The 25,762-nt window shown below is 64.0% G+C and carries 28 protein-coding genes and 1 pseudogene; 16 read left to right on the top strand and 13 right to left on the bottom strand.

Going from position 1 to position 25,762, the window contains the following annotated elements; translation table 11 throughout:
- Positions 1 to 52: 52 nt before the first annotated feature.
- Together ACFWB0_RS01730 and ACFWB0_RS01725 are read right to left on the bottom strand one after the other, a co-directional pair.
- Complete coding sequence (locus ACFWB0_RS01730) at positions 53 to 253, bottom strand: hypothetical protein (protein ID WP_378488668.1); 201 nt, start codon at positions 251 to 253, stop codon at positions 53 to 55.
- Positions 254 to 297: 44 nt separating this feature from the next.
- Entirely contained in the window at positions 298 to 897 is a 600-nt protein-coding gene (locus ACFWB0_RS01725) for a nucleotidyltransferase family protein (RefSeq protein WP_378488667.1), read from the bottom strand.
- A 674-nt stretch (positions 898 to 1,571) separates the two neighbouring features.
- On the opposite strand from ACFWB0_RS01725, the gene ACFWB0_RS01720 reads away from it, so the two are divergent.
- Both ACFWB0_RS01720 and ACFWB0_RS01715 read left to right on the top strand, forming a co-directional pair.
- Entirely contained in the window at positions 1,572 to 2,177 is a 606-nt protein-coding gene (locus ACFWB0_RS01720) for a carboxymuconolactone decarboxylase family protein (protein WP_378488666.1), read from the top strand.
- Between the two features lie 163 nt (positions 2,178 to 2,340).
- Entirely contained in the window at positions 2,341 to 2,757 is a 417-nt protein-coding gene (locus ACFWB0_RS01715) for a hypothetical protein (protein ID WP_378488665.1), read from the top strand.
- Between the two features lie 26 nt (positions 2,758 to 2,783).
- Here the strand turns inward: ACFWB0_RS01715 and ACFWB0_RS01710 are convergent, their stop codons facing one another.
- Positions 2,784 to 3,341 carry a DUF2231 domain-containing protein gene (locus tag ACFWB0_RS01710; RefSeq protein ID WP_378488664.1) on the bottom strand — a complete coding sequence of 186 codons (558 nt, stop codon included), beginning with the start codon at positions 3,339 to 3,341 and terminating at the stop codon, positions 2,784 to 2,786.
- Between the two features lie 70 nt (positions 3,342 to 3,411).
- On the opposite strand from ACFWB0_RS01710, the gene ACFWB0_RS01705 reads away from it, so the two are divergent.
- Positions 3,412 to 4,065, top strand: a complete 654-nt coding sequence (locus tag ACFWB0_RS01705) for a superoxide dismutase family protein (protein ID WP_378488663.1) — start codon at positions 3,412 to 3,414, stop codon at positions 4,063 to 4,065.
- 217 nt (positions 4,066 to 4,282) lie between these two features.
- On the opposite strand, the pseudogene ACFWB0_RS01700 reads toward ACFWB0_RS01705, so the two are convergent.
- Positions 4,283 to 4,669: pseudogene (locus ACFWB0_RS01700) on the bottom strand (TRAP transporter large permease subunit).
- A 133-nt stretch (positions 4,670 to 4,802) separates the two neighbouring features.
- Here ACFWB0_RS01700 and ACFWB0_RS01695 point away from each other — a divergent pair.
- Positions 4,803 to 4,964 (top strand): hypothetical protein, encoded by a 162-nt coding sequence (locus ACFWB0_RS01695; protein ID WP_378488662.1) that lies wholly within the window; start codon positions 4,803 to 4,805, stop codon positions 4,962 to 4,964.
- A 538-nt stretch (positions 4,965 to 5,502) separates the two neighbouring features.
- Here ACFWB0_RS01695 and ACFWB0_RS01690 read toward each other — a convergent pair.
- Positions 5,503 to 5,949 (bottom strand): GNAT family N-acetyltransferase, encoded by a 447-nt coding sequence (locus ACFWB0_RS01690; RefSeq protein ID WP_378488661.1) that lies wholly within the window; start codon positions 5,947 to 5,949, stop codon positions 5,503 to 5,505.
- Positions 5,950 to 6,113: 164 nt separating this feature from the next.
- Between ACFWB0_RS01690 and ACFWB0_RS01685 the strand changes: the two genes are divergently transcribed.
- Complete coding sequence (locus ACFWB0_RS01685; RefSeq protein WP_378488660.1) at positions 6,114 to 7,370, top strand: VWA domain-containing protein; 1,257 nt, start codon at positions 6,114 to 6,116, stop codon at positions 7,368 to 7,370.
- Positions 7,371 to 7,389: 19 nt separating this feature from the next.
- On the opposite strand, the gene ACFWB0_RS01680 is transcribed toward ACFWB0_RS01685, so the two are convergent.
- On the bottom strand, positions 7,390 to 8,490 hold the full coding sequence (locus tag ACFWB0_RS01680; protein WP_378488659.1) for an ABC transporter permease: 1,101 nt from the start codon (positions 8,488 to 8,490) through the stop codon (positions 7,390 to 7,392).
- Positions 8,491 to 8,587: 97 nt separating this feature from the next.
- Here ACFWB0_RS01680 and ACFWB0_RS01675 point away from each other — a divergent pair, with 97 nt between their 5' ends.
- From ACFWB0_RS01675 to ACFWB0_RS01660, 4 genes are all read left to right on the top strand, one after another.
- Complete coding sequence (locus ACFWB0_RS01675) at positions 8,588 to 9,193, top strand: TetR/AcrR family transcriptional regulator (RefSeq protein ID WP_378488658.1); 606 nt, start codon at positions 8,588 to 8,590, stop codon at positions 9,191 to 9,193.
- 1,041 nt (positions 9,194 to 10,234) lie between these two features.
- Positions 10,235 to 11,278 carry an LLM class F420-dependent oxidoreductase gene (locus tag ACFWB0_RS01670; RefSeq protein ID WP_378488657.1) on the top strand — a complete coding sequence of 348 codons (1,044 nt, stop codon included), beginning with the start codon at positions 10,235 to 10,237 and terminating at the stop codon, positions 11,276 to 11,278.
- 145 nt (positions 11,279 to 11,423) lie between these two features.
- A complete protein-coding gene (locus tag ACFWB0_RS01665; RefSeq protein WP_378488656.1) occupies positions 11,424 to 11,663 on the top strand; it encodes a three-helix bundle dimerization domain-containing protein in 240 nt (79 codons plus the stop codon).
- Between the two features lie 336 nt (positions 11,664 to 11,999).
- Positions 12,000 to 13,604 carry an MFS transporter gene (locus tag ACFWB0_RS01660; RefSeq protein WP_378488655.1) on the top strand — a complete coding sequence of 535 codons (1,605 nt, stop codon included), beginning with the start codon at positions 12,000 to 12,002 and terminating at the stop codon, positions 13,602 to 13,604.
- A gap of 71 nt (positions 13,605 to 13,675) precedes the next feature.
- On the opposite strand, the gene ACFWB0_RS01655 is transcribed toward ACFWB0_RS01660, so the two are convergent.
- The 3 genes from ACFWB0_RS01655 to ACFWB0_RS01645 all read right to left on the bottom strand — a co-directional run bounded on the left by ACFWB0_RS01655 (position 13,676) and on the right by ACFWB0_RS01645 (position 17,137).
- Positions 13,676 to 15,376, bottom strand: coding sequence for an alpha/beta hydrolase (locus ACFWB0_RS01655; RefSeq protein WP_378488654.1), 1,701 nt, complete (start codon positions 15,374 to 15,376; stop codon positions 13,676 to 13,678).
- The gene (locus tag ACFWB0_RS01650) at positions 15,373 to 16,842 is read right to left on the bottom strand and encodes a hypothetical protein (protein WP_378488653.1); all 1,470 of its coding nucleotides are present in this window, start codon (positions 16,840 to 16,842) and stop codon (positions 15,373 to 15,375) included. The genes ACFWB0_RS01655 and ACFWB0_RS01650 overlap by 4 nt, the downstream gene beginning before the upstream one ends.
- A 139-nt stretch (positions 16,843 to 16,981) precedes the next feature.
- Positions 16,982 to 17,137 (bottom strand): hypothetical protein, encoded by a 156-nt coding sequence (locus ACFWB0_RS01645; RefSeq protein ID WP_378488698.1) that lies wholly within the window; start codon positions 17,135 to 17,137, stop codon positions 16,982 to 16,984.
- A gap of 317 nt (positions 17,138 to 17,454) precedes the next feature.
- Here ACFWB0_RS01645 and ACFWB0_RS01640 point away from each other — a divergent pair, with 317 nt between their 5' ends.
- From ACFWB0_RS01640 to ACFWB0_RS01610, 7 genes are all read left to right on the top strand, one after another.
- Positions 17,455 to 17,904, top strand: coding sequence for a DUF6325 family protein (locus tag ACFWB0_RS01640; protein ID WP_378488652.1), 450 nt, complete (start codon positions 17,455 to 17,457; stop codon positions 17,902 to 17,904).
- A 55-nt stretch (positions 17,905 to 17,959) separates the two neighbouring features.
- A complete protein-coding gene (locus ACFWB0_RS01635; protein WP_378488651.1) occupies positions 17,960 to 18,220 on the top strand; it encodes an SHOCT domain-containing protein in 261 nt (86 codons plus the stop codon).
- 83 nt (positions 18,221 to 18,303) lie between these two features.
- Positions 18,304 to 18,804 (top strand): nitroreductase/quinone reductase family protein, encoded by a 501-nt coding sequence (locus ACFWB0_RS01630; protein WP_378488650.1) that lies wholly within the window; start codon positions 18,304 to 18,306, stop codon positions 18,802 to 18,804.
- Between the two features lie 477 nt (positions 18,805 to 19,281).
- On the top strand, positions 19,282 to 20,703 hold the full coding sequence (locus ACFWB0_RS01625) for a wax ester/triacylglycerol synthase family O-acyltransferase (protein ID WP_378488649.1): 1,422 nt from the start codon (positions 19,282 to 19,284) through the stop codon (positions 20,701 to 20,703).
- Between the two features lie 53 nt (positions 20,704 to 20,756).
- Positions 20,757 to 20,930, top strand: a complete 174-nt coding sequence (locus tag ACFWB0_RS01620) for a hypothetical protein (protein ID WP_378488648.1) — start codon at positions 20,757 to 20,759, stop codon at positions 20,928 to 20,930.
- Between the two features lie 95 nt (positions 20,931 to 21,025).
- Complete coding sequence (locus tag ACFWB0_RS01615) at positions 21,026 to 21,202, top strand: hypothetical protein (RefSeq protein ID WP_378488647.1); 177 nt, start codon at positions 21,026 to 21,028, stop codon at positions 21,200 to 21,202.
- Positions 21,203 to 21,460: 258 nt separating this feature from the next.
- On the top strand, positions 21,461 to 21,664 hold the full coding sequence (locus ACFWB0_RS01610; protein ID WP_378488646.1) for a cold-shock protein: 204 nt from the start codon (positions 21,461 to 21,463) through the stop codon (positions 21,662 to 21,664).
- Between the two features lie 133 nt (positions 21,665 to 21,797).
- Here ACFWB0_RS01610 and ACFWB0_RS01605 read toward each other — a convergent pair whose 3' ends face one another.
- From ACFWB0_RS01605 to ACFWB0_RS01590, 4 genes are all read right to left on the bottom strand, one after another.
- Entirely contained in the window at positions 21,798 to 22,256 is a 459-nt protein-coding gene (locus ACFWB0_RS01605) for a hypothetical protein (RefSeq protein WP_378488645.1), read from the bottom strand.
- A gap of 199 nt (positions 22,257 to 22,455) precedes the next feature.
- Complete coding sequence (locus ACFWB0_RS01600) at positions 22,456 to 23,850, bottom strand: IS1380 family transposase (RefSeq protein WP_378488644.1); 1,395 nt, start codon at positions 23,848 to 23,850, stop codon at positions 22,456 to 22,458.
- 100 nt (positions 23,851 to 23,950) lie between these two features.
- Positions 23,951 to 24,961 (bottom strand): FAD-dependent oxidoreductase, encoded by a 1,011-nt coding sequence (locus ACFWB0_RS01595; RefSeq protein ID WP_378488643.1) that lies wholly within the window; start codon positions 24,959 to 24,961, stop codon positions 23,951 to 23,953.
- Between the two features lie 54 nt (positions 24,962 to 25,015).
- Positions 25,016 to 25,456: a hypothetical protein gene (locus tag ACFWB0_RS01590; RefSeq protein ID WP_378488642.1), complete on the bottom strand. Its 441-nt coding sequence runs from the start codon at positions 25,454 to 25,456 to the stop codon at positions 25,016 to 25,018.
- Positions 25,457 to 25,762: the final 306 nt, after the last annotated feature.

Genomic DNA, 25,762 nt, shown 5'->3' with positions numbered 1-25,762 from the left:
TACGTTTCCACCGCAGGTCGAGCCCGAGATCCGCGAGATTTTGGATCGGATTTCAGGCCGGTGACTCACGCACTAACGAAATGAGCCAACTCAGGTCGGATTGGGAATACTTGCCCAAACGGGCACAGCAGATCACGTCCGATGCGGCGATACCCGCGTGCACCCATAGGGTGACGACCGCATCGAGATCGTTGTTGTCTGCGAGTTCGTTCACGATCGCAGCCGCGTCGAAGAACTGTTCCGCTTTGTTCATTCTCCCCGTGCTAATCACTCGATCGCAGGGCTTTTCCCGAGCCACTATGCGCTCTCCCTACGGAGTGTTCGAATGAAGTGCGATCGTGAACCTGCGACCGTCACGCCTTCGGACGCGATATCGTCAAGGACTGGTTCATCGTTGCGGTGCCGCGTGATCTCGGACTCGGTGAACTGCAGATCTCGTGCGTCGTTTCCCGTCCACTTGGTGATGGCAGACAGCAGATCAGTGACCTGTCCGTCCCAGTCGTCGACAGGGGCGGTATCAGACCTGACGAGAAAGATGTCGATATCACTGTCGACGGTCATCGTCCCGCGTGCAGCGGAACCGAATATTGCTGCATAGACCGGGGCGGCCGGCCACGTGCTCAACTCACGTTCAACGCGACGCAGAAACTCGTTGAAGATGCCTGCGAGGCCGACGATATGCTCATATCCCAAGTGGTCGGGATTCAATCGGTAGACATACGCATTGCCGATCTTGGAGGCCAGTACGGTTCCCTGCTTACTCAACCTCTGCAGTACCTTGCGGATTCCCGCTTCCGAATAGTGGCTGAGCATGCGATGTAATTGGCCTGTGGTGAATGGATTGTCAGCAGTCGCGGCAAGGACGGCAAGAACGTCGCCGTCGACTGTGGGGGTCACCGTCTGAAGCGGTCGTGATAGGTCCATTCCTGTTGATCCTCCCACTCGAAGATTCCCCTACTATAGTAGGGGAATCTTGACTATAGTAGGGGGTCGACGTCGGCCGAATTGACTCGACGGTCCGCGCATCACCGGACAGCTCATTCTCCGACAAGCCGATGTCGATCAAGGTCGCAACCGGGGCGAAACTCGCGGCACGTGCGTGCCGCAGTTCATCGGTGACGTCTTCCCGCCGGCAACGGGACATCAGCTCCACCAATGCGGGGTTCTCGGCCGAGAATCGAACGAAAGACACTGCGACATCGCGCAGGGTGGGCACGAAACTGCGATCGTCGAATGTAGCCGCAGCCGCCAGCCTGGTTCCCAGGCAACAAAAGCCTTCCACAGCAAGGGATTCGAGAAGTGCGGCCTAATCGGCGAAATGCCGGCTCGGTGCGCCGTGGCTGACGCGACCGTACGAGCGACCTCACGTAGCGACAGTCCGGCTTCCCCGGATGTTTGCAATAGTTCTTCGGCTTCCCTGAGGAGTGCTGCGCGAAGATCCCCGTGGTGATAGCACTTGCTCTTGGAAGCATCGCGTCGTCTGCTGCATCGCACCACTTTGGTGGGCGACGAGGCCGTCGCGTAGTCCGGCGTCGCACACTCAGAAACTTACGAATCGAAGGGCAACCGATATGGCACGAATCGAACCGCTCACTCTGCGCGAGTTCCCCAAGGAAATGCGTGGGGCGCTGGCTGCGATGACGCCTCCGAATCCGCGACACGCACAACCGTCGACGGAGGGGCGCCCCAAGGCGCTCAACACGTTGGGGACATTCGCCCATCATCCGGAGCTGGCCAAGGCGTACTTCACCTTCAACGGTCATCTGCTGATGGCGACCACGTTGTCGGAACGCCAGCGCGAGCTTCTCGTGCTCCGGGTCTCCGTTGTGCGCGACTCCGGGTACGAGTGGATTCAGCATGTGTTCATGGCGCGCGATGCCGGTCTCGACGACGATGAGATCAGCCGCGTCACGTTCGGCCCGACAGCACCGTTCTGGGATGAGCTCGACGCGGCGATCCTGAGGTCCGTCGACGAACTCATCGTGGACGGCGAGATCAGCGCGTCCACATGGAAGGTGCTGGCTGCGCATCTCGACGTCCAGCAGATTCTCGACCTGATCTTCACCGTGGGCAGCTACGACCTGTTGGCCCGGATGTTCAGATCATTCGAGCTCGAGATCGATCAGGACATCAAGGATCTGGTGGCGGAACACGCTGCGAAGGCAGAAGCCCTGTAGCGGTGCCCGTCCTCATCTCTGCAGATACTCCAGCATCGAGGGGACCGACGATGACCCGACGTCCAGACAGATTCGTTCCATGAGATCGGCCCGGTAAGTCCGAACCGAGTGTTTCCCGTTTGTCCTCGTGGGTAACCAGTGGCATCACTTGGAGGAGGATGCAATGAGTACGAACGCTTGGGTCGGAGTGATCATCATCGCGTTGGTGGTGTTGCTGTTGCTCGTCGGGCTTGTCGTGGCCCTGAGGCGTCGGGGTGTCGCGAAACGGCATGCCGAGGCAACGCACATTCGTGAACGAGTGACGGAGCGGCAGCCGGTAGTCGAACAACGTGCTGTGGCAGCCGACCAGACCGAAGCGGAAGCGCGACGGGCGGCAGCGGATGCCGATGCCAAGGCCGCAGAAGCGCAACGCCTCGGCAATCGCGCGGAGAATCAGCGTGCCGCAGCCGAACGCTCCCGTGCAGAACTGGAGGAAGAGGTGGAGCGCGCGAACAAACTCGATCCGTCGTACCGCGAGGGCAACAGCACCGACCGGACCGATCGATCGGATCCCGGGACCGGTCTGCCGCCTCGCAACTGAGCGTTGGCCTTACGAATCTGCTGAGGTCACGCGTGCACCGGGTCGAACGCAGACCCTGCCGGTGGCTGCTCGGCGACGCGCGGCTTCGTCCTTGCACCAAGGGCGTATGCCAAGTGCCCGCCGAGCATGCCGCCGAGGCCGATCAGCGCGGTCGCAGCCGTGCTGGCAGCTACCGCCGCGGTACCACCGCCGCGACGACGCCCCAGATACGACAGGCCCATCAGCGCGATACCGGTCCCGTTGACGGCCGCGTGCACCAGTCCGACCCGGCGTTGTGTGGTGTCGCATTCGGCGAAATCGACCCAGCCGGTGAGCGCGGAAGGCACCGCTGTGGCCAGTCCGATTCCGACCAGCAGACGCGCAGCCTCCGGCTTGTGGAATGCGAAATCGAACAGTGGAACGGCGGTCCAGGCCCCGATCGGCACCGCGACCAGCGCCGGATGCAGTGGGTGTCCGGGTGCCACGTCACCGCGCAGCAGATCGCCGGCCGTTCCTGACGTGACGCGGCGGACTGCATCGCGGACCGCAGTCGACGGTCGGTCCAGCGAAGCCGCTGATTCCAGTTTCGAGAACAATTCAGTCATGGGGAGCGGATACCTCAGGTGGACGATCCGAAACCTGATTCGATCGTGTGTCGCCGGGTATGCCGCAGGCATGAATACACGAAGAACTACCTTCATTGCAGGGCTCTCCTTGGTAGCGCTTGTTGCTGCAGGGTGCGGTGACGACGAGGCAACGACGGATGAGGCGACCCTCGAAACGCCGTCGCCCACTGCCGAGACGACAACCGACGACATGGCCACTCCGGTGCCTGCCCCCGGCATGGCCGGCGCGTTCCAAGTGCCCGGAGAACCCGTCGACGACGACAGCGCCTTCACCTACGACGAAGTTGCGGTCCCCGTCGGCTCAGTGGTGACTGTCGATTCCGAGGAAGAGGACGGACGCACCACGATCACGCTCGACGCGACGGGTTTGGCACCGGACCGGGACTTCGGTGTGCATGTGCATACCCAGCCGTGCGGTATGCAACCGTCGGATTCGGGACCGCACTATCAGAACGATCTCGACCCGGCGGCCACTCCGGAAGCCCCCTCGGCGGACCCCGCCTACGCGAACCCCCAGAACGAGATCTGGCTCGACATCACCACCGATGACGCCGGGAACGCGCAGGCTTCGACGACAGTCGAGTGGGAGTTCCGCGACGACGAGGCCAACTCCGTGGTGCTTCACGCACAGCACACCATGACCGAACCCGGTGAGGCCGGAATGGCGGGCGACCGCTTGGCCTGTATTGACGCCGACTTCTGACGGGAGTCCTCCTGGCCGGAGGGAAGGCTTGCTTGCCGGCAACCGGTCATGCCCGAGGACCTCAACAGCGCTTCGGCGGGCAGCAAGTACACCCCTGCTGCTCGCCGAAGCGTCGGTGAGCGCTACGGAGAAGCATCGGCGAGCGCCGTCAGTACCCGTTATGGGCATCAACGCGATTCTGGTACCCCCATCACGATATCCGGCCAGATCAGGAAGATCACACCCAACACCAACAGACCGACCGCATACGGCAACGCCCCCGGAAAACCTCTCCCACAGGGCGATTCGCCGACTTCGCCACCACAAACACATTCAACCCGAGCGGCGGCGTCACCAAACCGATCTCAGCGAGCAGCACCACGAAGATACCGAATCACACCGGGCTGTACCCCAACGCCTCGACCACCGGCACCATGATCGGCACCGTCAACGCGATGATCGCGATCTGATCCATGAAGAACCCCAGGACCACATAGAACAGGCCGATCACCAGCATCACACCGAGCGCAGGAAACGCCAGCGCGTACGATGGGACGGCTGCGGGTGTCGTCGACGGCGATTTCCGTGGAGTGAACGCGGAATTCGCTGCAGACCTCGCTGCCACCATGGTGGTGCGTACCCAGCAGGGCCGCGTCCGCGCGGTCGCCGGTCTTGGGGATGCCAACGCCTACCGGTGAACTTACTTCGATCCTCACGACCGGTATCAGCACCTGATTGGCGGCTTTGGAATGACTTCCGTGGCAGAGAAGCGGGTGTGGGTGTTGCCCGTTGCCGCTTCCGCGGCCCGCGCCCCGGAATGGGTTGCGGAGGTGACCAAAAGTTCCGCGATAGACGCTTCGCACCGCAGCGCCTTCGACCACGTGTTCATGACTCTCCACCAACGCGTGACAGAGGCCTGATTTCAGGTCGATGGGTGGAGTGGCTCCCCTCCTCGGTGAGGTTTCCAGAAGGTGGATGGCGCCTGGAAGATCAAACCGTTGCGTCTGGAACGAATCCGCATCGAGGGGGCACCGGCAGGCGCAATCGCGGGGTAAGAGTGCGCCGCAATTGAAACGGAACGAGCCGCCGGGCGCGCAGCGTCTGGGGTACGTGGATCGGTTAGGTAGACATCGCGGCGCACCTCGATCAAACGGAGCCACCTTCCTCGAGATTCCGAGAGGACGGTTCAAGACACTGCCAGTCGCAATTCCAGATCGGGATGTCGTTGCAGATTTCTCGGCCAAGGCTGCTGAGTTGCACAGGGTTTCTGTGAGTGCGGCGACCGAGTCACGCTCCCTCACCACGCTTCGCGATGCACTCCTCCCTCGCCTCATGTCCGGTGAACTCCGCGTCCGCGACGCTGAGAAGTCCGTCGAGGCCGTGTTGTAGCCAAACCTGCAAGCAATTTGGGTGGATTTTTGCCCGCTCTCCGGGCAAAAATCCACCCAAATCGAGCCCCTACCGCGGCAGCCGTGTCGTGGTCACGCGCATTGGTACGTGGTCGATCCCGGCCTCGATGTAGTTCGGGCCTGTGCGAGCGAATCCGAAGCGCTCGTACCAAGTTTCGAGGTGTGCCTGCGCCGATATCTCGACCGCAGTCGAAGTTGCGGACAGTGCGGCCTCGATGAGATCGGCCGCGAGCCCACGGCCACGAGCCGAACGCGCCGTGGCAACCCGGCCGATGTGGGCAGGGTCGCCGTCGTTGATCAAGCGAAGCGTCGCCACCACCGCATTGTTCTCTTCGATCCAGTACAACTCCGTGAACGGCTCTAGATCGACCCCGTCCAATTCTGGCTCGTCGACGATGCGCTGTTCGTGTACGAACACCTCGATGCGCAGCATCAGGATCTTGTACAAGGTGGCAGGGTCGATGGCCGCGAGGGGTGCATGTTGGATCGCTGGCATGAGCCGATCGTACTGTTCGTCGATGGTGTACCAGCCATACCGTATTTTCGACAGGGCAAACCTCACTAACCGAGTCCGTGGTGTACGAAAGGCCCGCTGACATGCGTCGACGCCAGGGCCCGCCCGAACTTTTTGTCTGGTCGATCTCGAGGTATGAATCAGTCATGACGGAATTGGCACGCGGACAGAACACCACCATCGGCACCGGCGCGGTCACCGTGTCGGTATCCGGAGCGAAGCAGGGGACCGTCGACCTGATGGTGTTTCAGCTCGGCGCCGACGGCAAAGTCCGTAGCGACAGCGACTTCGTGTTCTTCAACCAACCCGCCTCGCCCGAAGGCGCTGTTCGGCTGGTCGCCGCCGACCGCGTCGCCCTCGACCTCACGGCCATCCCGCCCGCGATCGAACGGCTTTCCATCGCAGTAGCTCTCGACGACAGCGTCACCGGGAGTCTCGCGTCCGTACCCGGCCTGGGCGTCGTCGTCGCCCATCCCGCAGGAACCGCGACCGCGAAGGCGCTGGAACTGACCACCGAACGAGCCGCAGTGCTCCTCGAGATCTACCGCCGCAATGGTGAGTGGAAGATCCGCAACGTCTCCGCTGGTTGGGATGCCGGGCTGTCCGCCCTCGTCACCGAACACGGCGTGCAGGTCGATGACGCACCGCCGACGCCGGCAGTAGATCAGAGCGGCATCCGCACTGTGGCAGGTGAGGAGAAACTGTCGCTCGAGAAGCGCCAGAAGCTCGACCTACGCAAACGCGAAGTCGCCAAGGTTCTTCTCGACAAGGGTGAGCCCGGTGTACGAGCACGCGTGGTCCTCGTCATCGACAAGACCGGCAGCATGAGCAGGCAGTATTTGAAGAAGCGCATCCACGAGGTCGTCGAACGCATGGTTCCGATCGCTGTGCAGGTCGACGACGATGGGACGCTCGAGCCCTACCTGTATGCCCAGTCGTTCGCTCGGCTCCCCGACATCACCGTCCACGAAGCCGAAGAATGGTCGTCGACCTACCTGCATATCAGCGGCGTGCACGGCGGGATCGACTACAAACGTATCGGCGGGTTCAACGACGAACGGCCCATCATGGGCGAGATCATTTCCTCGCTCGCTCCCGGTGCGCCGACGCCGACGCTGGTGCTGTTCTTCACCGACGGAGGATTCAACAACAAGAAGCAGATCAGCGAGTTGATGAAAGAGGCATCCAAGCTTCCGGCGTTCTGGCAGTTCGTCGGACTCGGTAAGGCCGACTACGGCGTCCTCGAACGCCTCGACACGATGGAAGGTCGGACGGTCGACAATGCCGGGTTCTTCAGCGTCGACGACATCGACAAGATCAGCGACGCCGAGTTGTACCGTCGTCTGCTCAGCGAATTTCCGGACTGGCTGCGCGCAGCTCGGGCGGCGGGGATCGTTCGGTAGACCTGAGCCGGGTGGTCGCTCAGCCCACCGCTGCGAGTTCCGGGTCTGCAGGGGTGGTGTCGCGTTCACGTACAACCGCAACTGCGGTGAGCAGCACGCCGACGACGGTCCACCCTGCCAACACAGCCCAAGGGAAGGCGGTGTTCGCATCGGGGAAGTACGAGAGTTCCTTCAGTAGTGTGGCACCCGCGCCCGGCGGGAACCATTGGCCGAGGACGCCCCATGGTGCGAGCAGGAATTCGACGGGCATGGTGGCAGCCGAGATGGGGTTGGCCACGAGCATCATCAATGCGGCACCGATTCCGAGGCCGGGGGCGCCGATCAGGCTGCGCAGCCCGACGATGGGCGCGGTGATCGCCACGAGCGCCAACCCGATAGCAGCCGCATTCGTCCAGTAGCTGCCCTGCAGTGCGCCGAACAGTCCCTGCAGGATGGCGCCGAGCAGCAGTCCGCCCACCACCGCGTACGCCACGAGCGCCGCAATGCGGTGCGATGCGCGGGGAACGCCGAACGAAATGAGGACGGCGCCGGCCATTCCGCCGAGGACGAGTGGGAACGAGGCAACGCTCAGCTTTGCTCCGCGCGCATCAGAATCGGAGAACGGCACGACATCGGTCACGGCGACCTCGGCGTGCGGGATCGTGAACGGCGTGTTCGCCGCGGCCGGATCCGCGAGACGCTGCGTGATCGCCGCTTCGGCAGTCGTTCGCAGTTGTGTGTCGATCTGTTGTTGCATACCTGTCGCGATGCCCTGAAGCATCTGCGCGACTTGGGTATTCGCTGCAGTGGCGACGAGGATCTCGGGCATGTCGGTGGGGCTGGCGCCGAGGATGATTGCGCCGTAGGTCTCGCGTCGTGCGATGGCCGCAACTGCTGCGTCGCGGTCGTCCTCCCGGATAAGGAGCAGTGCGTCGCCCGACTGTGCTTCGAGCATGTCGGTGGTTTGCGCGACCGAGGCGTCGGGGCCCACGACTCCAACGGGCAGATCGCGGGGTTCGGACGTGGCGGCCGGCCAGGCGAAGGCGAGGAGGACGACGCTGACGACGACGACTGCGCCGGCCGCGAGGGCGACGGCGCGTGCAAGAGGCGGTGTAGTGGTCGCCGCTGGTGTGGGACTCATAATCTCTCCTAAAACGAATATTCGTTCTTTATAGTGAGGTCCGTTAGAGTTGCTTGTCAACGGTGGGGCTGTGAACAGGAGGAATGTGGTGCCGAGGGTGAGTGAGGCGCACCGCGTCGCGCGACGGGCAGAGATCATCGACGCGGCTCTCCGATGCTTTATCCGGGCGGGCTTCCAGCGCACATCGATGGCCGACATCATCGCTGAATCCGGGCTATCGGCCGGTGCCATCTACAGTTACTTCGACGGCAAGCAACAATTGCTCGTCGCGGTTGCGGACCACGTGCTCAGTGATCGAATGACCGCGCTGGCGACCGGCGGTGCACTCGCGGGAGCGCAGAGTCCGGGGGAGGTCGCCGGGGGAATCATGAGGGTTCTCACCGAGTCCTTGCACAGTCTCGCGGGAGGCAACTACGGCAGAGCGATCCTGCAAGTGTGGGCCGAAGCCGCCAGCGACCCCGAGATCCGCGAAATCGCAGACTTCGTCATCGCCCGGCTTCTCGGTGCGGTCACCGACGCACTCGCGGCGTGCGCGGAAGCCGACCCGGGCATTCTTCCTTCTGGGGTGACCGACCCGTACGCCTGGGCGGCCCGGTACGCGCCGGTGGTTCTCGGGGTGGTCCAGGGCTTCATCGTGCAACAGGCCCTGCTCGACGACTTCGACGTCGACACATACATCGCTATGACAGTGGAGATGTTGTGAGTAGCTCGGCGATCATCCGGTGCCCTCCGGCCTCGAACGCCTCGTCACCCACCTGAAAACGCCCATGCTGCCGTCCCGATCGAGGCACGAAGGCGTCCCATTGGTGGGTGGTCAGGTGATCGAGGGTGGAGGACGCAGGTATCCACCATGGGGAAACGGACGCCCTGCGGGCGGCTGACCTCGACCATACGGAGACCCTGCGGGTCCCTGAGCTTGCCTTCGGCCCCTTCCCCAATGCTGCCCGGTCGCCATACCCCGATAGACCATCTCGGCCAATACTTTTGGCCCCACGTCGGAGGTGACGTGTGGCTTGTACTGGACCCGGTCGGTTGTGTCGACCCGCGCGATCGGGTGCTCCACCGCCAGCTGTGGAGACGAAGGATACTGGCGCCCAGTCGGTTTCGAACCTCGGGAATGGCACCCCGGTTCGCAGCGTCGATGCGCTGACGTCGGACTGTGGGAGGCAAGCGACGTTGCCTGTCGGTGTGCCGTGGTTACCGAAACGGCCCTTGTGTACACCGGTGCAGGCGGCAAACACCTCGAGCCCCTCGACCGGCTGCCGGAGCAGGATCGAGAGGCGAGAAGTCAGGACGTCGGTGAAGAACCTGGTGGCCAGGTGAGGTGATGGCCGGCGCGGGAGAGTGCGCTCGCGGCTCGTTGCTGATGCACGCCACTGTGGGGCGTGCGGATAGAATCCACCGTACGGTGCATGACAGTCCATTCTGTCTTGTGCCCAGACCCCGGTTCGGTGTTGGCGCACCTGCCGGGGTCGACCTATTTCAAGGTCAGTGGAGGGATATTCCCACGTGCGGGGGCTTCAGTCAACTCGAACGATTGTTCTACCGTGTGTGTGGAACGGAATCGCCCACTCACGGTTGCCGATGAGTGCATGGTTCGGCATAGGCATAGGCATTGCTGATGCATCGCATCGGTGATGTGTCTTTGCGCCGTACGCCGCGGAGTGTTGAACTGCCCAAGTCCTCAGGTTCGCGAAGCTCGGGTCTGTAATCGATGCCGGGTAGCTCGATGGGAGTAGTGCCGATGCGCATCGGAACGATGATCACCTACAGCGGTGGGTTCGCCGAGACCGTCGCGGAGGTCGCCGATCTCGAACGCGCCGGACTCGACATCATCTTCATGGCGGAGGCGTACTCGTTCGATGCCGTCAGCCAACTCGGATACCTCGCGGCGAAGACCTCGCGGGTGCAGTTGGCGTCCGGAATCTTCCAGATCTACACCCGCACGCCGTCGCTGATGGCGATGACCGCGGCAGGCCTCGACTACGTGTCGGACGGCCGGTTCGTGCTCGGGATCGGTGCGTCGGGCCCGCAGGTGATCGAAGGCTTCCACGGTGTGCCGTACGACGCCCCGTTGGGTCGTACCCGCGAACTCGTCGATATCTGCAGGCAGGTGTGGCGACGCGAACCGGTGCGCCACGACGGCAAGTACTACCAGATCCCGCTCCCTCCGGAGAAGGGCACCGGCCTCGGTAAGCCGCTGAAGCTCATCAATCATCCGGTGCGCGAGCGTATCCCGATCGTCGTCGCCGCACTGGGACCGAAGAACGTCGCGTTGACGGCGGAGATCGCTGAGGGCTGGCAACCGATCTTCTACCATCCCGAACGGGCACAGGATGTGTGGGGCGAGTCGTTGGCGAAGGGCGCAGCACGTCGCGATTCGTCGCTCGGCGATCTCGAGGTCTACGCCGGTCCGGCGCTCGCGATCGGAGACGACGTCGATCACCTCCTCGATGCCGTCAAACCGCACCTGGCGCTGTATATCGGCGGAATGGGCGCACGAGGCAGAAACTTCTACAACGACCTCGCGTGCCGGTACGGATACGAGGCGGAGGCCAAGTCCATTCAGGACCTGTACCTGGACGGTAAGAAGGACGAGGCCGCTGCGGCAGTGCCCGACGAGCTGGTGCGGGCCATCTCGCTGATCGGCCCCGAAGGCTATGTCCGTGAGCGGGTCGCGGCGTTCAAGGAGTCGGGTGCGACGACGCTGAACGTCAGAGCTCTCGCTCCCGACGCAGCGGGACGTGTCGCGCAGATCGAGAAGTTACGCGCCCTCGTGGATGCGTGAGTGCCCAGTGTCGGCGAAATCCGGCAATTCCGGCCAATGTACCGAAATGAGTTCGCGCAAAGCCGATATCGGTAGGCGATCGCCCCTTTAATCGTTGCCGTTTTGTGTGTTGACCTGTCTCGATTCTGTGCCAGACGATGGATGCATGCGCGGAGATGACGACGAAATGCTGCAGATCGAAGAAGTCATCGCCCGCATGATCATCCGATACCCCGCGATCCCACCCGCGGACATCGAAAACACCGTACGGACTGTTCACAAACGTTTCGTGAACGGGAAAATACGTGACTTCGTACCGCTCCTCGTCGAGAAAGCGGCCCGTCGGTACATCACCGAATCGGTCTCGCCGATGGCCACACCCCCTGTGCTTCCGCCCGCCGGGTAGCGACCCAGCGGTGCTGTGCACCGATAACTTGGCGGTCTTCTTCCGCGAGTATGCAACAGGGCTTTCGGCACTGGATCCAGCGCCCCCACCCATGAGACACTTGTTGTTGCGGGAGGTACGTCACGCTCGGAACCTCTCCGCCTCAACCATTCCCGTCCCGGGCTCGAGGCCCTGGACTTGGACGGTGTGCGCCCAGGAGGTGCCTGTGACATCTTGGCAGGTTGCCGACCGACGTCTTGTCCGCAGGCATCCGCGAGCGATCTGCAGGCCGACACCCCCCCGAGCTGAAACGCGCATCCTGATGAACGTCATGTCGACCGGGACGATGGATGACCGATGACCGACGGACCGACGACCAGAGAGTCCTCCGAGAAGGCAGCGGGCCCTTCACGCCTGCTCGCGCTCCTGCTGGCGATGGCGATGTTCGTGCTCGTCGTCGACACGTCGCTGATGAATGTGTCGATTTCGTCGGTGGTTCGCGACCTCGACACGACGGTCAGCGGTGTCCAAGGAGCGATCGCGCTCGAGGCGTTGGTTTCTGCCGCGTTCATCCTGATCGGCGGCAAGGTCGGTGATCTCATCGGACGTAAGCGGGCGTATGTGCTGGGCCTGCTCGGTTACGCAGTCGGTGCCTCGGCGATGGCACTCGCACAAAACCTGACCGCCGTTATCATCTTCTGGGCCCTACTCGGTGGCATCGGCGCGTCGCTCCTGTTGCCCGCCATGCAGTCCCTCATCCACGGTAACTTCGAAGGTGCCGCTCAGAAGAAGGTCTACGCCCTGGTCGGGGCGGCGGCCGCGATCGCCGCTGCCGTCGGTCCGCTGCTCGGCGGTTTCATCACCACCTACCTCTCGTGGCGCGTCGGGTTCGTACTCGAGGTCGTCATCATCGGGATCGTGCTGTCCGGCATCAAACTTGTCCGGGATGTGCCGTACACCGGACTCCGGGTGATCGACCTGAGGGGAGCGGCGCTCTCCGTCCTGGGGATGGGCGGGATCGTGCTGGGAATCCTGGTGTGGCAGGAGGGCGGCGAATCCGTTGGTGCGCTCCTGGCGCTCGGTGCGATTGCAATGGCCGGGCTGGCCTACTGGCTCGTGCGACGCAAACGTCTGGGGAAGCCGACACTGCTGGACCCGGAGCTGTTCCGCTCCACTATCTTCCGACTGGGCATATCGGGGCAGATGCTCCAGCAGATCGCCCTTGGTGGCACGATGATCGCGCTGCCGATCTACCTGCAGATGGTGCTCGAGTACAACGCGATGCAGGCGGGCCTGTCCCTCGCACCGCTCTCGCTCAGTATGTTCGCGGTGGCGCTACTCGCGGGCAGCAAGGTGGGCGATCGGCGCCCGAGCAGCATCATCCGGTGGGGATTCGTGCTCCTGACGATCGGAATCGCGGCGCTGATCCCGATCGTGCCGCGGGCCGAGTTCGGCTGGGGCCTCGTGCTCCCCTTGATGATTGCCGGATCGGGGTTGGGGCTACTCGTGTCTCAACTCAACAACTACACACTCGCCCCGATCGAGGAGGAACGCATCAGCGAAGCCGCCGGCGTCAATTCTGCGGCGGGATCGTTCGGGCTCTCGTTCGGGCTGGCGTTCGCCGGCGCCATCATGCTGGCAACGCTGTCCTTCACCTTCAGTTCGATGGCGGAGTCGAGCACCGTGCTTCCGCCGGCCGAGCAGCAACAGGTGGCGCAAGTACTGGAAGACGACGCCGAAGTCATGAGCAATACCCAGCTCGAACAATTGCTGGTCGATCAACCCCCGGAGATTCAGGACGAGATCATCCGCATCAACACCGACGCAAGACCTCTCGCCCTCCAGGTGGCACTGCTCATTCCCCTTCTTGCCGGTCTCATCGGGGTGGTCAACTCGTTCCGCATGAGGCGCATACCGGACCCCAGCCCCGCGGGCACCGGCGACGAGTCGGATGGGAACTGATTCGCGGCCGTCGTCAAGAAACCGCAGGACCTCACCTGCTTCGACTACCTCAGGCAAGGAGGACGAGGCAGCTACCCCCCTGCTTCGATGATCGCCCGGAGGGCGGTGAGTTGCTCGGAAGTGACCCCTGCGGGTTGCATGACCACGTTCCAGCCGTCGACGTACTCGGTGGTGTATTTGTGGCCGTGGCCGGCCGGAACACCGGTGGAGAACGGCAGGTCCGCGGTGATCTGCCAGAACGTCACGAACGGCATCCACACCATGTCCTCGAGCACATCGCGTCCGGGTGGCTGACCGATCCAGTCCGGTTGGTCGAAGATCAAGTTCGGGCTCCACCAGACGATCGGGTCGGAAGGATGCATCAGGTACAGGACCCGAGTGCCGTCCCAGGGCCGGTCTGTGGGAGGGATCCTGTCCTGAGGATCGTTGGTGAACCGCACTGTGCGCCCGTTCTTGTAGACCGGTTCGATCTCCAAGCTGTCCGGGTCTCGCCGATCGCTGAATTCCCGGAACAAGGTGTTGAAGTTCGGGGGACCGGCGAACAGTGTTCCGGCGGTGCGGTTGCGAAGATCGTGTTCGCCGCTGAATGCGGTCTCGCCGCCGAACGCGCCGAGGCTTTCACCGGCGACGAACAGCCGGGGGCGGTTGCCCTGGGGCAACTTCGACCACACGTCGTAGACCGCGTCGAACAGGTCGCGGCCCGCTTGTCGGGCTTTGGATTGATCGACCAGGTAGGAGATCCACGACGGCAGGTACGAGTACTGGATCGCGACGGTTGCCGCGTCACCACCGGTGAGGTACTCGAACGAATCCACCAGCGCCGGGTCCACCCATCCGCTCCCTGTGGTGGTGACCACCAGGAGATTTTCCCGTTGGAAACCACCCGCGCGGCGGAGGTCTTCGACCGCCGCAGCCGCCCGGGATTCGGAATCGTCGAACGACGCCAGGCCGGCGTAGGTTCGGATCGGCTCGAGGGCCGGGCGGGCGGCGAACCGGGTGATGTCTTCCGTGGAGGGGCCGGATCCGATGAAGCTGCGTCCCTGCCACCCCAACGAGTCCCACGGCACCACCGATTCCGGCCCGCCCGAACGCAGGCTGGTCACGGGCTGCTGTATGCCCTCCGGGGTCATGGTGTCGCGCACCGAAAATGCCTTATTGGCGATACCGACGAGGCCACCGAGCAGCACACCCGACACGACCGTATAGACAAGCCCGACGACCGCGACCCACCCCACCACGGTCGCCGCGCGGTGTCCGATCCACCTCTCGAGCTGAGCGGCAAGCCAGTGGTACAAACCTCGGACACCGCGCCCGACAGCCAGGAGGAGACAGAACATCACCGCAGCCACGACAGGTGAGAGCACCACGAGCGCGATGGTGTACTCGCTGACGCCCATCAACGCGCGGATCTCATGTTGCCAGTACTGCCCGGCGCTGAAAGCGCCGGCGAACAGGACCGCCCCGGTGATGAGGAAGACGTACCAGGAGACGCGCCGCGGACGTCGAGGACCTCGGTCGGCGAATGCGCGCCACACGAATGCCGCGAACACCCCCAACCCGTAACCGATCGCGGCGGTGATGCCACAGATCATGCCCTGGAGCAGACCCCCGCGCGGTAGTAGCGACGGTGTGAACGACAGGCACGCGAACAACAGTGCGCCCCAGCATCCCGGAAGGGTGGCGTACAGCAACTTCCGGTGGGCCGCCGTCTCAACCGGCCGATCTTCGTCATCTCCCGCCGTGGTCGGAACGGGCGCAGCGCTGTTGGTCACGGCGCGGCCTTTCCCTCCGAACTGTCCACCGACGGATTCTCCGTCGCGTTCCCGTCCGGGGTCTGCTGCTCCGGGGTGGGGCGCAACTCCGATCGGGTGCGGGCGGGCCGAATCACGATTTCCAGGGCCAGCAGGGCCAGCAGTGCGCAGAGCACGATCCACACCACCACCAGACCGGTCGGATAACGCCAGAACATCAGCAGCAGCGCGGCGATCCCGACAATTGCGGACCGGAGCGCGATGCGGGCGTGGAAGGCCCACAGCTCGAATGAGTTCGGGGGGCGGGGGTGGCGTGCTCGTTGCACGGAATCGAGGCCGCGGCCGAATCCGTGGCGCACCGCTGCGGCCGAGGACGAATCCCCGGTCAGGTACGCACCGAGTGCGACGACCAGCCCGAGCACGGCCACTGCGCGCAGCGCTGTGCGTATCGGTATCAGCACCGTGTCGATGATCGCGGTGGCTGCGTCCGGGGACAGCACTTCGGCGGGAACCTGGTCGAGATAGATTGCGCGGGCGATGAGGAGCGCAATCGCGAGCACCAGCATTCCCACTGCAAGCGCGAGACCCACGACGCAAAGAGCGCGCCGGCGCCGGCCGGATGGGGCGGCGGCGACCGCGGCGACCGCGGCTGCGATCGTGAGCCACGGCAGAACATCCGAGGCGTTGTCGAGGGTGTTCACCGCGCGTTGCGCCCGGACCAGATCCGGAGACTGGAAGAGTACGAACTGCTTGTCGACGCTCGGGATCTTTTCGGCGAAGGTGAATCCGCGGTCGAGGAGCCGGGCCTTGACGTTGTCGAGCACTGTGCCGAGGGAGATGCTGACGGTGCCGGAGTCTTCGACCGTGACCGACGAGGGTCCGGCGTTGCCGGTCATCACCGACACCAGCGCGGTGTGCGCGGCGCGGTTGGCCTGGTTCCAGAGATCCTCGAACTGGTCGCTCTGAACGAGTGACAACACGGTCTGGTTGACGAAACCTCGGGCTTGTCCGGTGATGACCGGTGCCAGGCCCTCGATCGCGCGGTCGACGCGGGGGGCGTCCGCGGTGGCCGGGACGGCGTCGGTCAACGCGGTGAGTGCGTCGGTGGTCAGTCCTTCGATGTCAACGCGGGTGAAGATTTCGTCGGTGATGGTGTCTGCGATCTGCGTTTGCACCGCCGGGTCGGAGGCCAGGGGCGCGACGGTGGTGACGTATCGGTCGGTGTCGAGGATCTCGCTGCGCACGAAGCGTGCAGTCACCGAGCTGATCGCCAGGGCGGCGACGAGGAAGGCCAGCAGCGCTACCGCGGCCCATCTCCATCCGTGCCGCGGCGGCCGGGCTGGAGGCTCAGGGGATGCCGCCGCCCCGGTCGCGGTCCGTTCCCGCAGGGTGGCGACCTCGGCGCGCAACTGTTCGAGTTCTACGCGCTCGTCGGTGCCCAGCGGTCCGGTGGGGGTCTTCTTATCGGGCTGTCCGGAATCCGTCATCGTGGGGTCGTCCCTTCCTGCAACCGCTTCGTATCGCTTACGGGGAACTCTCGCTCGACCGGTGAGGATAGGATCCGGTGGTGTCGCCGAAGTCAGGAGTGGTCGGTTCGGGGATTCCAGGTCGAGATCACCCAGATCATCACCTCACCCAAGACGATGTGGACCCACCCCACGAGGTGAAGTCGAACTTGAAGGTGTACTCCTGACCCTGGACGAACACTCCGTCCTCGGCCACCGCCGCAATGCCCTGTTCGACGGACGTGCCTCCCCGGTCGACGCGCGGACGCTGAGACATGACGGTCCCTTCCGAGGCGGCATTGGGTATCGTCAGTGTGCGCCGAGGATCCCCTTTCCAACAGGGACTTCGGGTCTTTTCCGGTTTCGAAGCGATAACGGATAGGCATGCGTCGGTGGTGTCGGTGTCGCGATGCCGCATGGTCGCGATGACACCAGTGGAAACGCCGGTGCGGGTTGCCGCGCGGGGCTATCGTTGAACCGGTGCCGCGGGGGTGTTCGCCGTCCCTCGTCCGAGGTGCGTCGACCCGGCCTGGCCGGCGTGGTCCGCTCCCCGTCCCGCCGAAGGCTGGTTCCGTCGCTGAAACGAGGCTGCTGGTGACCGATTCCGACATCAACGAGATGGGCCCGGTCGACTATCTCGTCATCGAGTTTGCTGCCGATCGTCCTCCCGACGGGTCGGCTCTACCGCTGCTACGCGACCTCGTCGAGCGCGGCATCGTCCGCGTGCTGGACTTGGCTTTCGTCCGTAAAGGTTCCGACGGCTCTGTAGCCGGGATCGACATCGCCGAAGTAGGGTTCGAGGGCGAGATCGACGTGACACTGTTCGCGGAGGCCGCTTCGGGTTTGCTCGACGACACGGACTTCGAGGAAGCCGGGGCCGCGCTCGAGCCCGGGTGCTCGGCAGCGGTCCTGGTCTACGAGAACACCTGGGCTGCCCCGTTTGCGCGGGCACTGCGCCGCAACGGCGCCCAGCTCGTCGCGTCGGGCCGGATCCCGGTGCAGAGCATCCTGTCGTCCCTCGACGCTCTCGAGCCCGAAAACTGAAGTGAACACTGAATATTCGAGTCGAAATATCAGTCGAGTACACGAGGAGAGCGCCATGCCGGGACTGCTTCGCGGAATCGCCCGCACCGCCGTGGTGGCCGGAACCGCCACCTCCGTGTCCAATCGTGTGTCCCGCCGGCAGGGTCGACGCTGGTCGGCGCAGGAGTCGCCACCTGCGCCTGCGCCTGCACCGGCACCGGCACCTGCAGGGTCGGACCGAATTGCCGCATTGAAGGACCTCGCCGAACTGAAGGCGCAAGGCGTGCTCACCGAAGTCGAGTTCGAGGCCGAGAAGGCGCGGATCCTGGCGTCCTGACCGCGCCACCCGATCGGCGTTCCCACACACATCACCCGGTCAGAAGTGTGTTTATCCAAAGTGATCGGGGGTATGACCGCTGTATGCCGCTGCGCTACGTCGATCCGGACAGAAGGCATGGTCGCGCCTACAAGGCCACGGAACGCTTCGCGCGTTCCCGCGCCGGCCAGTTCTACGCCCGCAAGATCGCCTCCCGCATCGATCCGTGGGTGTACCGCACAACTGGCGGACGTCTGCCCTCACGGGCTTGGACAATCCCCTCAGCGCCGCTCGAGACCACGGGCGCCAGGTCGGGCCTGCGACGCGAGGTGCAGTTGACCTACTTCCACGATGGGAGCACCCCGATCTTGGTTGCGTCCAATTACGGAGGCGCGAAGCACCCGCAGTGGTACTACAACCTGGTCGCGCACCCTGAGTGCCGACTCGGCGGAGAGCGATTTGTGGCGACGAAGATCACCGATTCCGACGAGTATGCACGCTTGTTCGCGCTCGCTGAGCGGGTGTACGCCGGGTACCGCGACTATCGCGCCACGACGGCGTCCCTCGAGCGTCAGATCCCCGTCTTCCGACTCGAGCCGCGCTGAAAGGCACGTCTTTGGGCCCCATCGGTGGCACGGCCGGCGGCGGTACGGCCCGGCCGCATAGCACCTCGCCGTATAGGTCGAAAGACCCCAATATTTCTGCCGAAAGGCCTCACCTCCCGTCTGCGGGAAAACGCCAGATCCGGCCAACCTGGACTCTTCCGTTCGCTGCAGCGGTGCGCACGCCGCACGGGACACGCCGCTCATCAGGAATGGAGCCGCACAACCCGGCTGTGCGGACATGGTCCCAAGAAGAAGGGTACGAACGTACCGAAACTACCTATCACCAGCGAAAACCCGGCATTTTCCCGGGTAGCGCCTCGCCACATCGGTGTTGTATAACCATATTCAGGGGATACCAGGTTGTGATGTTTCGCATATCCAACCTTTATTGATGACACACCACACACGCCACACCCACAGTTCCCAGGGGGAACCGGACCGCGCTCGATCCGGCTGGGCTCAAGGAAGGCCTGACCATTGCTGTTTCCCATGTCGCCGACCGACTCGATGTATCTACTCGGCGAATCCCGCGACCACCCGATGCACGTCGGAGGCCTCGCCCTGTTCGACCCGCCGGACGGCTCCGGCCCACAGGAACTGCGCGCGATGCTCGATGCCGCGCTCGCCCGCGACACCGTCGCCCCACTGCTCCGCAAACGGGCCACCCGATCGATCACCTCACTCGGGCAGTGGGGCTGGGAGACCGACACCGACGTCGATCTCGACCACCACATCTGCCACGACGCACTACCGGCGCCCGGCGGGCGCACCGAGCTGATGGCGCTGGTCGCCCGCCTGCACGCCATCCCACTCGACCGCAGCCGCCCGTTGTGGGAGATGCACCTGATAGAAGGTCTGGGCGACAGCCGGTTCGCGGTCTATATGAAGATTCATCATGCCCTCGCCGACGGCGTCGCGGCGATGAAACTCTTGCGCAGTGCACTGAGTGAAAATCCAGACGCGTCCGGTATGCCCGCCCCGTGGGAGCCGCTGGTGCGCGAGCGCCCCACTCTCCGAGTGGTTCCGGATACACCCGCTGAGCGCCCCGGCCCACTCGACCTCCCCGCAGCGGCCCTGCGCACCGCTCGCAGCACCGTCGGCACCGCCCGCGACACGATCGGCGAGGTCGCCGGCATGCTGCCCGCGATCGCCGGCGCCGTGGATCGGGCCCGCCGCCGCCGCGGCGGTCCGCTCACGCTCGCGGCACCGAAGTCTCTGCTCAACGTGCCGATCGGCGGTGCCCGGCAGTTCGCGGCCCGGTCCTGGCCGATCGAACGCCTGCGCCTGGTCGCCAAGTCCGCCGACGCCACCATCAACGATGTGGTCCTCGCGATGTGCGCAGGGGCGCTGCGCACCTACCTGAGCGAACTGGATGCACTGCCCGCCGACCCGCTGATCGCGATGGTTCCCGTCTCACTGCGGGACACGCAGCAGAATAGCAAGTCGGGCAACGAAATCGGGGTCCTGATGTGCACTCTCGGCACCCATCTCGCAGACCCGGTAGACCGACTCGCGACGGTGCGCGACTGCATGCGCGAGGGAAAGGATGCGATGCGCACTCGCAGTGCGGCGCAGATCCTGGCGATGAGCGCGCTCGGCGCCGCCCCGCTCGCGCTGGGCATGGTCGGACTCGGTGGCCCGATCCGCCCGCCGAACGTGATGATCTCGAACGTGCCCGGCCCCCGTGAGTCGCTGTACTGGAACGGCGCGCGCCTGGTCGCGCTGTATCCGCTGTCGATACCGGTCGAGAATCAGGCGCTGAACATCACGTGCACCAGCACCGACGACGAGATCGCGTTCGGGCTGACCGGTTGTCGAAGGACGCTGCCGTCTCTGGCATCGATGCTCGAGCACCTCGACGACGAACTCGGCACCCTCGAACACGCCGTCGGCCTGTGATGCCCCATTCATACATGGACGCCGCCTCGAATCACCCCGAACCAGGTCGGGTCTTGGACCCCGCCGAGCCGTCGGCCTCTCGATTCCGATCGCACGCGGGCCTGGTTCTCGGCTCCGGTGTGCCGGCCTCCGCACCCGCATTGATGCTGACCGGTTCGCTTGCGCTGTGCGCGCTGGTCGCCGTACTCACCGTGGTGTGCGTCGGTCTCGCTGCCCTGATGATCTGACGGACACACCCGGCACACCTACTGTCGCTCAACCGAAGCCACGCGACTCGATCACAGACACGGCTCACCCACACCGCACCACAGGAGCTTCACGTATGAACGCATCGGCCACACCTCCGTTCCCCCAACGCTGGACATCCGGCGGATCTATGAGCACCGCGGAGATCAAGGCTCGCATCGACGCCATGTACTCCGGCGAGGACACCGCACCTCACGCGGACCCGCCGGCCCGCGGCGCTGGGGTGTCGCGACGACGCAACAACGCGGCGTGAATTCCCCCGCCGCCCACACACTGGCGGTGCTGGCCACCAGCCTCGCCCGGACCGTAGCGCTGCAGGGGGCGCGACGGTCAAGGCGCCGTGGCCCGCACCGCCGCTCCTTCCGGCTCGGCGCCCGGATCCTGCAGCCCGCCGGGAACGGGTCCTGACCTGCCCGAACGTGGACGACCGCCTTCGCGATCCCCCAGTGCGAGGCAGCTGTCCATCACAGAACACAGCGCTATGAGCGCCGTCCACAGGAGGTACGCCAGCATGACGCAGGGCATCGTGAAGTGGTTCAACAACGAAAGCGGCTTCGGGTTCATCGTCCCCGACGACGGCACCGCCGAGATATTCGTGCACTACTCGGAGATTGCGGGCAACGGGTTCAAGACACTGGAGGACAACCAGCGGGTCGAGTACGAGATCGGTTATGGAGTGACGGGTCCGCAGGCCCGGAACGTGCGGACGCTCTGACTGACACACACCCACCCACCCGGGACGGCTCCTTCACCGGCCGAGGCAGACGGATGGCGTCGGTGGCTCTCCCGTTCCCTCGGGGGAGCACCCCCATCGCGGCCCAAGGGTCAACGAGACCCTCGCTGACCATCTATGACCCGAGCGGTCCGCAACGCACGTCGAAGCGCTCACGAACGGTATCGAGTGTCTGCCGATGATGTTCACGATCCCGGTGATGCGTCCGCATGAACCGAAGGCTCCCCAGCATCCTGCGCGGAGCGGGATACCAGCGATCGAAGTCGAGACCGCAATCCAGGAAGACCCGCAGTGGGACGGCATCGAAGATGAGACTGAGGTTGTACTGACCCAGAGCCAGCCCCGTCCAGACCATCACCTCCTTGGACTTGCGAGCCAGACCTTCACCATCGAGTTCGTACAGTGGTGTTTCCACGAGCGTGCCGAGAAACAACAGATGAGTCAGAAAATAGCTGGCGAACGAGGTGAATCCGATTGTCGCCGAACGCGTATTGATCGACAGCGTCTTACCCTGATCCGACACATAGGGCTCGTACTCGGTGTCACCTCGGAGCAGATAACCGGAACAGTTCACCAACCAACTCCCGGGCGCTATGCGCCTAGCCTCGATCTTTCGTGCGGGTGACGCGCCGGCCTGAGCAGTTCGGACTGGGTGCGGAAACCGCGGATCCGGTGTGCGGCCACAATCGACTACCCGACACAGTCGGGTGACGCCGGGGTCCACGGCCCCGAGTTGAGCGTCCTTTCGTCTCGATGAAGAAGATACGTACAGGTCAAGCGGGCGCAGGTAGCGCCGAGAGCCTGTTCAAGCCGGCCACGAGAACATCGACACCAGGAGCCGTCGCGGCCAGCCGCAGACGAACACGGCGGGCATGCCGGGCGATCTTCCCGGCGATCGACAGCAACCGCAGCCGCAGCCGTTTCGGCTCCCACCGCCGCGCTGGAACCTCGGTGAACGCGAGCATCTGCATCCACGTCGTCAGCTCGCATGCGAGTTGCACGAGCGCCAGCCAGATCCGGTTCTGGTCGAAGCCGTGCAGCGGAAGATTCTGTAGCCCGGTGACTTTCGCTGCCCGGATTCGGTCCTCGCACCGAGCCCGCCGCCGGTGTCTCAGCTCCAGATCGGGTAGTTGCCCGCGGCGGGTGTTCGTCACGAACGCCGTCAACCGCAGGCCGTCACGGTCGGTGAATCGCAACTGCGCACCTGGATGCGGGCGCTCCTTCCTTACGATCACGCGCATGCCTTTCGGCCACGTGGACAGGTCGAGCAGGTCGGTGATCTCGGTGACCCAGGCCCCGTCGCGGACCTGCCCGTCGGAATCGTAGGCCGGGGTCCAGGCCTGCTCCGGGACCAGATCGAGCGCGCTGACCATCGTGTCGGTCAGGGAGAACCCGACCGAATACGAGAGCCTGCGTTTGGTCAGGTACTCGATCAAGGAGTGGGTGCCGCCGGCACCGTCGATGCGCACCAGCACTTTCGTCCCGACTCGATATGTCGGGTCGAACGGCAACTGCGCGAGGGCGTCCTGCACCACGGTGACGTGATCAGCGGCGGTGTTCGAGCCGGCGTTGCCGGGGCGCAGCAGCATCGTGACGGGTTCACCGGTGCCGTGCTCGCCGTGGTCGACGAATGCGCACAGTGGATGAAATCCGTAGCCGCGTTTGAAGTTAGGGGCAGCGTGTTCTTTGTCCGAGTGGGCGGTGACGAGGGTGGCGTCGATGTCGATGACCAGCGGGGTCTGCTCGTCGATGGTGTGATCCGGTGCCGCGGAGCCGGCAGCGGTCCAGGCATGGGCGCGGGCAGTGGCGCGCGCCCGACCGATCGCGGCCAGTGCGGTATCGGCGTCACCGGCGAGGGCGGTGATCAGGCGGGAGACGGTCGGGTCGGAGGCGACCGTGCCGAACAGTTCGGGGTGAGCGCGCAGTTGGTTGATGTCGGCGAGACAGTCCCCGCCGAGTGTGAGGGAGACCGCGAGGTCGAGGACGATCTTGACGGGATCGTGGCGGGCCAACGGTTTCCGGAACGGGCCGAGTTCGGTCGTCAATGCCGTGGTGAGGCCGGTTTTCTCCGCGGTGCGCAGCAGCAGGATCGCGCCGGCCTGCGACACGAGGCCGGTTCCGGTGGCTGATGCGGACACGTGTGGGTAGGGAGACGTAGACTTGCTCACCGGAATGGTGCCTCTCGAACTGTTGCGGACATGACCTTAGACAAGCCATATCTTCGCAGTTCAGGGCACCATTCTTTGCTTTCGACACTCGGTCGGCTCGTTATTTCCGTGAAAGTCCCGGGCTAGTTGCTCCACTGCGATAAAGGAGTTCAACTCCGTCTGGTCGGTCGATCGCATTGTCGAAATACTCCATATCGACGGTCGCGAGTCCCGACGAAATCGTCGCAGCCTCCGGTTCCGAGAGCAGCCCGTTGAAGAAGCGTCGTGATGGTCGGATGGGTTCGAGTCCATGGGTCGCCTGAAACCATTGCCTGACCTCGTCTTCGTTGGTCCCGTCGAATCGAAGCGCGGTGTCGTTGAACAGATGGCTCGGCAATTTTCCCGTCCACCATCGTCGCGTACCGCGGGGAAACATGCTGTCCCGGTTGGTGAAGTAAGTCCCTTCCCCGGCAATGATGTTGACTTCCCTGCCCGGATATTCGGTGATCGCCGCGTAGGCGGTATCCATGGCTGTTTTGCCGCCGCCCACGATCCAGATCGGCGTCTCACTTGCTTGCATCTGCTCACTTCGGATATCGAAGGAGTCGGGCGATACCGAGTGGATCTGTTCGCTCGAGACCGACAGCGGTTCGTTCGGGGTGACCCCGTAGCCGTTTGCCTTGATGACGCGCTGTGCGGCGATCGCAAGACGTTGTCCCGTGTCCGAATGCGCGGTAAGACGGTTGCCTTCCGTCGACTCGGTGTGGGAATCGACTGTCCACCCGAGGTACTCGACGACCCGAACGCGCTTCTTGATGACGTCGAGGCAATGTGCGAAGTGATCGAGCACCTCGGGCTTGGCCGCCAAGTATGACCTGTGTTTTTCCAAGGTCCACTTGATGTTTCCTGCAGTGAACAGTGGGTGAGGCTGATGCAACCGAACGTACGGATAGGTGTCGACCCACATCCCGCCGCACCGGTGCCGCCGGTCGAGAAGGACAATCTTGCCGTCGGGCGAGAGATACTGCGACGCAACCGCTGCAGCGTTCAATCCGGCTATCCCGGCGCCGATGATGCAGACGTCGCACGTCTCGATGAGTGATCCTGATACTGGTGTACTGGGGCTGTTCATCGGAGCCTGCCCAGATGGAAGTGTGTGGTGCGATGGTCCGGCAGCAGGACGGTGTCAGCGGTACTCGGCCCGCGAGTAGTCGGCTCGCGGATGCCATGTCGAGACAGCCCAGATCACCACCACATCGAGCGCGATGATCAGCACCGACCACCACGGGTAGTACGGCAACCACAAGAAGTTTGCCAGAATCGAGATCGCGGCGATCACGATCGCTGTCACTCGTGCCCACGTCGCGCCTGTGATCAAGGCGATGCCCACCGCCACGATGACCACACCGAGGGCGATGTGGATCCACCCCCAGGTGGTGAAGTCGAATTTGAAGGTGTATTCCTGGCCTTGAATGAACAATTCGTCCTCGGCCACCGCCGCGAGCCCCTGGAGGAACTGCAGGGTCCCGATCGTGACCATGATGATGGCCGCTCCGATCGACGTCCCCGCAGCGATGCCCTGTTTGACGGAGTTGTCCTCCTGATCGGCATACACACTCTGAGACATGGGTGCCCCTTTCCGAGGCGGGGAGAGGTCTTTTCCCAGTGTGCGCTTCGGCACCCATCTGCCAGCAGGGACTTTGTACTCTAATTCTTCCCGAGTGCGTCTACCACGGAGATCGCGGCGACAACCGGCAGGCGAGGTGAGTGTTCATGCCCGACGATCACTGCGTTTGCTCAGCCGACCACCCTCCGGCCGACCCGGGATCATGTTACTCGAGTGACTCATGATACTGGTGTGACGCAAAAACGCTTCTGATTCGTGACCGATCGGAGATCAACTCTGCCCCGGCAAGCGGGATGCCTATATACG

It is taken from the genome of Rhodococcus sp. NPDC060086 (assembly GCF_042730275.1).
Classification (GTDB): Bacteria; Actinomycetota; Actinomycetes; order Mycobacteriales; family Mycobacteriaceae; genus Rhodococcus.
Note: the sequence above shows the minus strand (reverse complement) of the source record. Positions and strands in the feature narration are given on the sequence as shown.

Bases quoted from the DNA above. Each gene is read 5' to 3' on its own strand.
- ACFWB0_RS01670 (WP_378488657.1), top strand. From the start codon at position 10,235: ATGCGCATCGGAACGATGATCACCTACAGCGGTGGGTTCGCCGAGACC.
- ACFWB0_RS01595 (WP_378488643.1), bottom strand. From the start codon at position 24,961: ATGAACAGCCCCAGTACACCAGTATCAGGATCACTCATCGAGACGTGC.
- ACFWB0_RS01630 (WP_378488650.1), top strand. From the start codon at position 18,304: ATGCCGCTGCGCTACGTCGATCCGGACAGAAGGCATGGTCGCGCCTAC.
- ACFWB0_RS01660 (WP_378488655.1), top strand. From the start codon at position 12,000: ATGACCGACGGACCGACGACCAGAGAGTCCTCCGAGAAGGCAGCGGGC.
- ACFWB0_RS01690 (WP_378488661.1), bottom strand. From the start codon at position 5,949: ATGCCAGCGATCCAACATGCACCCCTCGCGGCCATCGACCCTGCCACC.
- ACFWB0_RS01610 (WP_378488646.1), top strand. From the start codon at position 21,461: ATGACGCAGGGCATCGTGAAGTGGTTCAACAACGAAAGCGGCTTCGGG.
- ACFWB0_RS01715 (WP_378488665.1), top strand. From the start codon at position 2,341: ATGAGTACGAACGCTTGGGTCGGAGTGATCATCATCGCGTTGGTGGTG.
- ACFWB0_RS01720 (WP_378488666.1), top strand. From the start codon at position 1,572: ATGGCACGAATCGAACCGCTCACTCTGCGCGAGTTCCCCAAGGAAATG.
- ACFWB0_RS01590 (WP_378488642.1), bottom strand. From the start codon at position 25,456: ATGTCTCAGAGTGTGTATGCCGATCAGGAGGACAACTCCGTCAAACAG.
- ACFWB0_RS01680 (WP_378488659.1), bottom strand. From the start codon at position 8,490: ATGAGTCCCACACCAGCGGCGACCACTACACCGCCTCTTGCACGCGCC.
- ACFWB0_RS01705 (WP_378488663.1), top strand. From the start codon at position 3,412: ATGAATACACGAAGAACTACCTTCATTGCAGGGCTCTCCTTGGTAGCG.
- ACFWB0_RS01665 (WP_378488656.1), top strand. From the start codon at position 11,424: ATGCGCGGAGATGACGACGAAATGCTGCAGATCGAAGAAGTCATCGCC.
- ACFWB0_RS01645 (WP_378488698.1), bottom strand. From the start codon at position 17,137: ATGTCTCAGCGTCCGCGCGTCGACCGGGGAGGCACGTCCGTCGAACAG.
- ACFWB0_RS01635 (WP_378488651.1), top strand. From the start codon at position 17,960: ATGCCGGGACTGCTTCGCGGAATCGCCCGCACCGCCGTGGTGGCCGGA.
- ACFWB0_RS01710 (WP_378488664.1), bottom strand. From the start codon at position 3,341: ATGACTGAATTGTTCTCGAAACTGGAATCAGCGGCTTCGCTGGACCGA.
- ACFWB0_RS01730 (WP_378488668.1), bottom strand. From the start codon at position 253: ATGAACAAAGCGGAACAGTTCTTCGACGCGGCTGCGATCGTGAACGAA.
- ACFWB0_RS01685 (WP_378488660.1), top strand. From the start codon at position 6,114: ATGACGGAATTGGCACGCGGACAGAACACCACCATCGGCACCGGCGCG.
- ACFWB0_RS01615 (WP_378488647.1), top strand. From the start codon at position 21,026: ATGAACGCATCGGCCACACCTCCGTTCCCCCAACGCTGGACATCCGGC.
- ACFWB0_RS01650 (WP_378488653.1), bottom strand. From the start codon at position 16,842: ATGACGGATTCCGGACAGCCCGATAAGAAGACCCCCACCGGACCGCTG.